At 69.5% G+C, this 6,198-nt stretch carries 7 protein-coding genes; 1 reads left to right on the top strand and 6 read right to left on the bottom strand.

Features of this window, described 5'->3' with window-relative positions:
• Positions 1–125: 125 nt before the first annotated feature.
• Positions 126–2,003: a glutamine--fructose-6-phosphate transaminase (isomerizing) gene (gene glmS / locus ABZ552_RS26650; RefSeq protein ID WP_281875456.1), complete on the bottom strand. Its 1,878-nt coding sequence runs from the start codon at positions 2,001–2,003 to the stop codon at positions 126–128.
• A 36-nt stretch (positions 2,004–2,039) separates the two neighbouring features.
• On the opposite strand from glmS, the gene ABZ552_RS26645 reads away from it, so the two are divergent.
• A complete protein-coding gene (locus ABZ552_RS26645; protein WP_281875457.1) occupies positions 2,040–2,897 on the top strand; it encodes a hypothetical protein in 858 nt (285 codons plus the stop codon).
• Positions 2,898–2,924: 27 nt separating this feature from the next.
• Here the strand turns inward: ABZ552_RS26645 and ABZ552_RS26640 are convergent, their stop codons facing one another.
• The 5 genes from ABZ552_RS26640 to ABZ552_RS26620 all read right to left on the bottom strand — a co-directional run bounded on the left by ABZ552_RS26640 (position 2,925) and on the right by ABZ552_RS26620 (position 6,186).
• Complete coding sequence (locus ABZ552_RS26640; RefSeq protein WP_357440499.1) at positions 2,925–3,275, bottom strand: hypothetical protein; 351 nt, start codon at positions 3,273–3,275, stop codon at positions 2,925–2,927.
• A 47-nt stretch (positions 3,276–3,322) separates the two neighbouring features.
• On the bottom strand, positions 3,323–5,095 hold the full coding sequence (locus ABZ552_RS26635) for a hypothetical protein (RefSeq protein ID WP_357440496.1): 1,773 nt from the start codon (positions 5,093–5,095) through the stop codon (positions 3,323–3,325).
• Positions 5,096–5,153: 58 nt separating this feature from the next.
• On the bottom strand, positions 5,154–5,465 hold the full coding sequence (locus ABZ552_RS26630; protein WP_357440493.1) for a hypothetical protein: 312 nt from the start codon (positions 5,463–5,465) through the stop codon (positions 5,154–5,156).
• A 125-nt stretch (positions 5,466–5,590) separates the two neighbouring features.
• Positions 5,591–5,899, bottom strand: coding sequence for a DUF6802 family protein (locus ABZ552_RS26625; protein ID WP_281875464.1), 309 nt, complete (start codon positions 5,897–5,899; stop codon positions 5,591–5,593).
• 95 nt (positions 5,900–5,994) lie between these two features.
• The gene (locus ABZ552_RS26620; RefSeq protein WP_039795694.1) at positions 5,995–6,186 is read right to left on the bottom strand and encodes a PspC domain-containing protein; all 192 of its coding nucleotides are present in this window, start codon (positions 6,184–6,186) and stop codon (positions 5,995–5,997) included.
• Positions 6,187–6,198: the final 12 nt, after the last annotated feature.

Raw genomic sequence — 6,198 nt, 5'->3', positions numbered from 1 at the left:
GGTACCGGGACCCTTCCGGGGGGGGGGGCGGCTGGCTGCTGGGGCGCGCGCGGCGGGTGTTGCTGCGCGGAGGAGAGCAGCCCCGCGCCCCGCGCGGCCAGCCGTACGCCCCCGTGGCCGCCGTGCTATTCCACTGTGACGGATTTGGCCAGGTTACGGGGCTTGTCGACGTCGTAGCCGCGCGCCTGCGCCACCTCGGCGGCGAAGATCTGCAGCGGGACCGTCGACAACAGCGGCTGGAACAGCGTCGGCGCGCTGGGGATCTCGATGAGGTCGTCGGCGAACGGACGCACCGTGTCGTCGCCTTCCTCCGCGATCACGATGGTGCGCGCGCCGCGGGCCTGGATCTCCCGGATGTTGCTCAGCAGCTTCGAGTGCAGCACCGCACGCCCCTTCGGCGACGGCATCACCACGATCACCGGAAGGCCGTCTTCGATCAACGCGATCGGCCCGTGCTTGAGCTCACCCGCGGCGAATCCCTCCGCGTGCATGTAGGCCAGCTCCTTGAGCTTGAGCGCGCCCTCCAGCGCCACCGGATAGCCGACGTGCCGTCCCAGGAACAACACCGTCGGCACCTGCGCCAGCTCCCGCGCGATGGTCCGCACCTGCGGCGCGGTCTCCAGCACGCGTTCCACCAGCTTCGGCATCGCCTCGAGCTCGGCGAACTCGCGGGCCACCTCGTCCGGGTACTTGGTGCCCCGCGCCTGCGCCAGAGCGAGCCCGACCAGGTAGTTCGCGGTCACCTGGGCCAGGAACGCCTTGGTGGAGGCGACACCGATCTCCGGCCCGGCCCTGGTGTAGAGCACCGCGTCGGACTCGCGCGGGATCTGCGCGCCGTTCGTGTTGCAGATCGCCAGGACGCGCGCCTTCTGCTCCTTGGCGTGGCGCACCGCCTCCAGCGTGTCGGCGGTCTCGCCGGACTGGGAGATCGCCACCACCAGCGTCGAGCGGTCCAGCACCGGGTCCCGGTAGCGGAACTCGCTGGCCAGCTCGACCTCGACGGGCAGCCGCGTCCAGTGCTCGATGGCGTACTTCGCCAGCAGACCCGAGTGGTAGGCGCTACCGCAGGCAACGACGAACACCTTGTCGAAGTCGCGCAGCTCCTGGTCGGCGAGACGCTGTTCGTCCAGCACGATCCGGCCGGCGCCGTCGCGATCGGTGCTGAAATGCCCCATCAAGGTGTCCGCGACCGCGGCGGGCTGCTCCTCGATCTCCTTGAGCATGAAGTAGTCGTGGCCGCCCTTCTCGGCGGCGGCCAGGTCCCAGTCGATCGTGAACGGGCGCGAACTCGCCTCCTCGCCCGCGAAATCGGTGACCCGGTAGCTGTCCAGTGTGATGACGACGGCCTGGTCCTGGCCGAGTTCGACCGCCTCGCGAGTGTGCTCGATGAACGCCGTGACGTCCGAGGCGATGAACATCTCGCCCTTGCCCACGCCCACCACCAGCGGTGTGGAACGGCGCGCGGCCACGATCATTCCCGGGTGGTCGGCGTGGGTGAAGACCAGCGTGAACGCGCCCTCCAGGCGGCGCAGCACGGACAGCGCGCTGGCCGCGAAGTCACCGGCGGTCGGGCCCTGGGCGTACGCGCGGGCCACCAAGTGCACGGCGACCTCGGTATCGGTGTCGCTGCGCAGCTCGACCCCGGCATCCTCGAGTTCGCGCCGCAGCGGAGCGAAGTTCTCGATGATGCCGTTGTGCACCACGGCGACCTTGCCGCTGTCGTCCCGATGCGGGTGCGCGTTGCGGTCGGTCGGCGCGCCATGCGTGGCCCAGCGGGTGTGTCCGATGCCCGTGGTGCCCACGAAGCGATCGATCCCGGTTTCGTCGAGCTGGGCCTCCAGATTCGCCAGGCGACCCGCCTTGCGTTCCACCGCCAGCGTGCCCGCGCCGTCCAGGATCGCCACGCCCGCGGAGTCGTAGCCGCGATATTCCATGCGGCGCAACGCGTCAACGACGACGCCGAGCGCGTCTCGGTACCCGACGTACCCCACGATTCCGCACATGGCTCACCACACTACTTATCGGATAACGTTCACGTCGTGTCGGCGTCTGTGAAATCGCTATTGAGCACCCTGACCAGCCGCGGCCCGCACCGCGTGTTGCGAGGCAATCTGGCCATCGCCGGCCAGCCGGGGGTGGTGTTCACGCCTGAGACGGGGCGGAATCTGCCTGCCGTCGCGTTCGGCCACGGCTGGCTGACCGGGGCGGGTCACTACCGCACGCTGCTCGAACACCTCGCTTCCTGGGGAATCGTGGCGGCCGCCCCCGATACCGAGCGCGGGCCGATCCCGTCACATCTGGGGCTGGCCGCCGATTTGCTCACCACGCTCGACATCTGCACCGGTGTGCGGCTCGGTGACGGCGCGATCAGCGTGCATCCGGAGCGCCTCGCCCTGGCCGGGCACGGCATGGGCGCGGGCGCCGCCGTCATCGCCGCGAGCCGCCGCGACGTCGCCACCGTCGCGGCGCTGTTCCCCGCGCCCACCGCGCCCGCCGCCGAGGACATCGCGCCCGAGCTGGACGTTCCGGCGTTGATCCTGGCCGGTGCGACCGACATCACCTCGGTCAGCTCCAACGCCGTCCCGCTGGCCACCGCGTGGGGCGGCCCCGCGATCCTGCGCGCCATCGACAAGGCCTCGCACAACGGCATCATCGAAGGCCGTCGCGTGCTCGCCGCCGTGGGCGCGGGAAAGCACGAAGCGAAGACCGCGCGCACCACCCGTGCTCTGCTGGCCGGTTACCTGCTCGCCACGCTGGCGGGCGACAAGACCTACCGCGCCTTCGCCGACCCCGACGAGCTCATCCCGCACACCGCGGTCGTCGACCCGGAAGCGCCGCAGGAGAAGGAGCCACCGAAGCTGAAGGTCGGACAGCTCGCCGCACTGCTGCGGCGATAGCCCGCCCCCGCGACGCCCGGGAGCCGGTCAGATCAGCCAGCTCTTGCGTCGATAGAACGCGGCCTCCTCGTCCTCCTCGTCGACCGGTGCCACCGTTTGATTCGCCCGACGTGCGGCCATCGACCGCGCGATGGCCGCACGCTGTTCTTGCGCTTCCTCGTGCAGCCGTCGCTGCTCCTCCGCCTCTGCGGCGGCCTTGTCGATGTCCTCGGCGTGCGTCACCCAGAACTGGTCCATGTCGGCGGTCAGGCGGTCGGCGAACTCCCGGCCGGTCGCCGCGGTCTGCTCGTTGATCGCCTGGATCTCGTCGAGGAGCAGCGACATGCGGCGCTGGTTCTCGGCGGCGAGCTGCCTCGCCTCCTCGGCGTAGTCGACCATGCTGCGCCTCCTTGTTCATTCCGTGTGCGGACTCGTCGCCGCCGGGCTCACAACGGGCCCGCCTCGGCGAAATCCGCGTCCAATGGGCCTGCTTCGGCGAGTTCCGCGCCGCCGTCCACCGGGGCGTCGGGGTCCGGCTCGCGCTGGTCCGGCAACGACTTCGGATAGTGCTCGCCGTCTTCCTCGCGCCGGGCGCCGGGCAGGGTTCCGCCCGGCAGACCGGACCGACCGTCGTCGGCGTCGGATTCCGGAGCCGGACCAGGCGATTCCTCTTCCCCCTGAGATTCCGGCGCGGGAGACTCCTCGTTCCGCTGCGCCTCCGGTGCCGGTGCCGCAGGCGCCGGGGGCTGTGCGTCATCGGTTTTCGGCTCCATCGAGATGACCGGTATCCCCTGCTCGTTCAGTTCGACGGTGAACTCCTGCTGCGCGCCCGTGGCATCGGAGAGAAGCAGTTTCAGCCGGCCGTCCGGGCCCATCTCGAACTCGACATGCTTTCCGCCGAGGTCGAATTCCGCCGCGGCGCGCGGCTCTGCGGCTCGCTCTTCGTGGGCTTGGTCGTCGGCTTCGGCGTTCTGCGGATCGACGCTCTGCATGAGCTTTTCGATCGCGTCGTCGACTCCGGTCGTGATGATGCCGCTCAGCGCGGACATGCCCTGCTCCACCGCTTGACCGAGACCCGTTGCCAGCGGCGCGAATTCCTGCGCCACCTGGCTGAGCGCGGCCAGCCCATCCAGCGCGGGCATCCTGGGCGCGGGGGTGATGGGGGTGCTGGGCGTGGTGGGGGTCTCCGGCGTGGGCCGGGTCTCCGGTGTGGTCGGTGTCGCCGGTGAGGTCGATGCGGGCACGCTGCTCGATGCGGTGCTCGCCGGGACTGTGGCCGCGGGCGCGCCGGGCGGCCCGGGCGCGCTCGTTTCCTGGGGATCGTCCGGGCCGGACGGTGTGCCCGGCTGTGGTTGCGACGGGCCTTCCGGGCGCGGATAAGCCTGTTCGGACAGTTGCGCCAGTGCGTCGGTGAGGTTCTTGTACTGATCCTTGAAGAGTCGATCGACCTCGGCGCAGACGTCGAGGTAGGACGCCAGCTTGCGATCGAAGTCCGGCTTGAAGGTCTTGGTCAGCCACTCCTCGGTGACGCTGCGCACCCGATCGCCATACGCGCCGGTGAGCAGATTCTTGCTGTCGGAGTTGATGAGACCGAGCACACTCTTGTTGATCTTGTCCTCCGGCACGGCGAGCGCGGGGAATACGCGGCCGAGTTCGCGCACCTGTTCCGCGCTGATCCATTCCCACGCATCGTGCACGTCGACGATGAGTTTCACGTCGTCCGGAGTCTTGCCGTCGATCTTCACCGCCTTGCCGCCGCCCACCGGGCCCTCCAGCAATTCCCGAGTGGCGAACGCCTTCGCGGCCACCGCCGAGCGCAGCGCGTTCGGCAGATCGGCGATCACGGCCATGGCCGCCCTGGCATGCTGCCGGTCCTCGTCGGCGAGCACCGACTGTTTGCCGAGCATGTCGAGCGCGGCGGCGGCCGCCGCGCCCTGCCACAACTCGGGCAGCCGACGGGTGTAGCCCTGCTGTGCGTCCCATTGCCGATCCACCTCGGCGAGAGCGACCTTCAGCGCCTCGCCCGCCTGCTCGAGCTTCTCCAGACGGGTGCCGCGCTGCTCGTCGTACCTGGCCAGCAGCGTGCCGAGCTCACCCCGGCCGCCGTTGCCGCCGAACGCCGCCTCGTACAGCGGCATGAACTCGATCCAGTACTGCAGTCCGGCGCTGCCCTCGTCCAAGAGTGCGTCGATCGCCTTGCCCTGCCAGGAAATCGTCATGATCCCGGCTCCTCGACGGTGTGCCGCGGCCGATGCGAGCACGGGTCGTTCGGCGGTCTCATGACTTGTTCGTCTCGGACGCGCGCTGCTGGTCGGTCTCGGCGTAGACCACCACGGCGGCGCCCAGTGCGTCGGCGGTGGCGGTGGTGGCGTCACTCCAGTTCCGCAGCCACGCGCCGATTCGTTCCAGCCCTTCATGCACCGCGATGCCCTGCGGCGCATAGTTCCGGCCCGCCTCACCGCCGCTGCCGAACAAATGATCGGCGACTCGCTTCGCTTGGTCGCGGACCGCGTCCGCCGATCTTCGATAGTCGCTGCCCAGCCCACCCAGTTCCCCGGTGCGGACGCCTACCATTTCCGACCCGCCCACGTTTCCCCTCCGTCTTCGTAGTGTCATCGCGCGGCGCGAAACTCGTTCGCGCAGATTGCCGCGTACTTCCTTCGACGCAACACGCCGACACTCGGTTCCCCCGAATTCCGCTCGCGCGGCGACGGTCAGCCGCCGATGCGGCCTCGGTCGGTGCGGACCCATTCGGAGGTGCCGTCAGGCTGGCGGTGGAATTCCCATGCGGCGTAGTCGCCGTCCTTCTCTACCACGGTGACGTGGTCGGCGAAGCCGTCGTGGTCGTAGTCGGTCCAGACCTGCATCGCCTCGTCACCCGTGGTGGTGATGGTGTCGAGGGTGCCGTCGCCGTCGATGTCCTGGGTCGGGTGCTGCAGTTCGATCGCACCCAGCCCGCCGAGGGACGAGGACGCGTCGATGCCGGGTATATCCACACCGGGGAATTCGCTCGAGGTGATCATGACTCCTCCTCAGCAGGACTCGTTCGGTGGCGCGGTGCCGCGACAGCGGCATCGTTCCATCCTGACACCCGCGCGGGCTCCGCGCAGCCCCGAGTTCACTTCTTCGGCATCAGCAGCCACAGCACCAGGTAGATGACGAACTGCGGACCGGGCAGCAGGCACGACACCACGAACAGCAGCCGGACGACGTTGGCGTTCCAGCCGAGGTACTCGGCGATGCCACCGCAGACGCCCGCGATCCACTTGTCGTGGGTGGAGCGGGTGAAACGGCGGGTGGGGGCGGTCATTGGTCTTCCCTC

Origin of the sequence: Nocardia sp. NPDC019219 (genome assembly GCF_040632645.1) — a bacterium.
Classification (GTDB): Bacteria; Actinomycetota; Actinomycetes; order Mycobacteriales; family Mycobacteriaceae; genus Nocardia; species Nocardia sputorum.
Note: the sequence above shows the minus strand (reverse complement) of the source record. Positions and strands in the feature narration are given on the sequence as shown.

Excerpts from the sequence above, each read along its gene's own strand:
- ABZ552_RS26640 (WP_357440499.1), bottom strand. The coding sequence starts at position 3,275 with ATGGTCGACTACGCCGAGGAGGCGAGGCAGCTCGCCGCCGAGAACCAG.
- ABZ552_RS26625 (WP_281875464.1), bottom strand. The coding sequence starts at position 5,899 with ATGATCACCTCGAGCGAATTCCCCGGTGTGGATATACCCGGCATCGAC.
- glmS (WP_281875456.1), bottom strand. The coding sequence starts at position 2,003 with ATGTGCGGAATCGTGGGGTACGTCGGGTACCGAGACGCGCTCGGCGTC.
- ABZ552_RS26620 (WP_039795694.1), bottom strand. The coding sequence starts at position 6,186 with ATGACCGCCCCCACCCGCCGTTTCACCCGCTCCACCCACGACAAGTGG.
- ABZ552_RS26635 (WP_357440496.1), bottom strand. The coding sequence starts at position 5,095 with ATGACGATTTCCTGGCAGGGCAAGGCGATCGACGCACTCTTGGACGAG.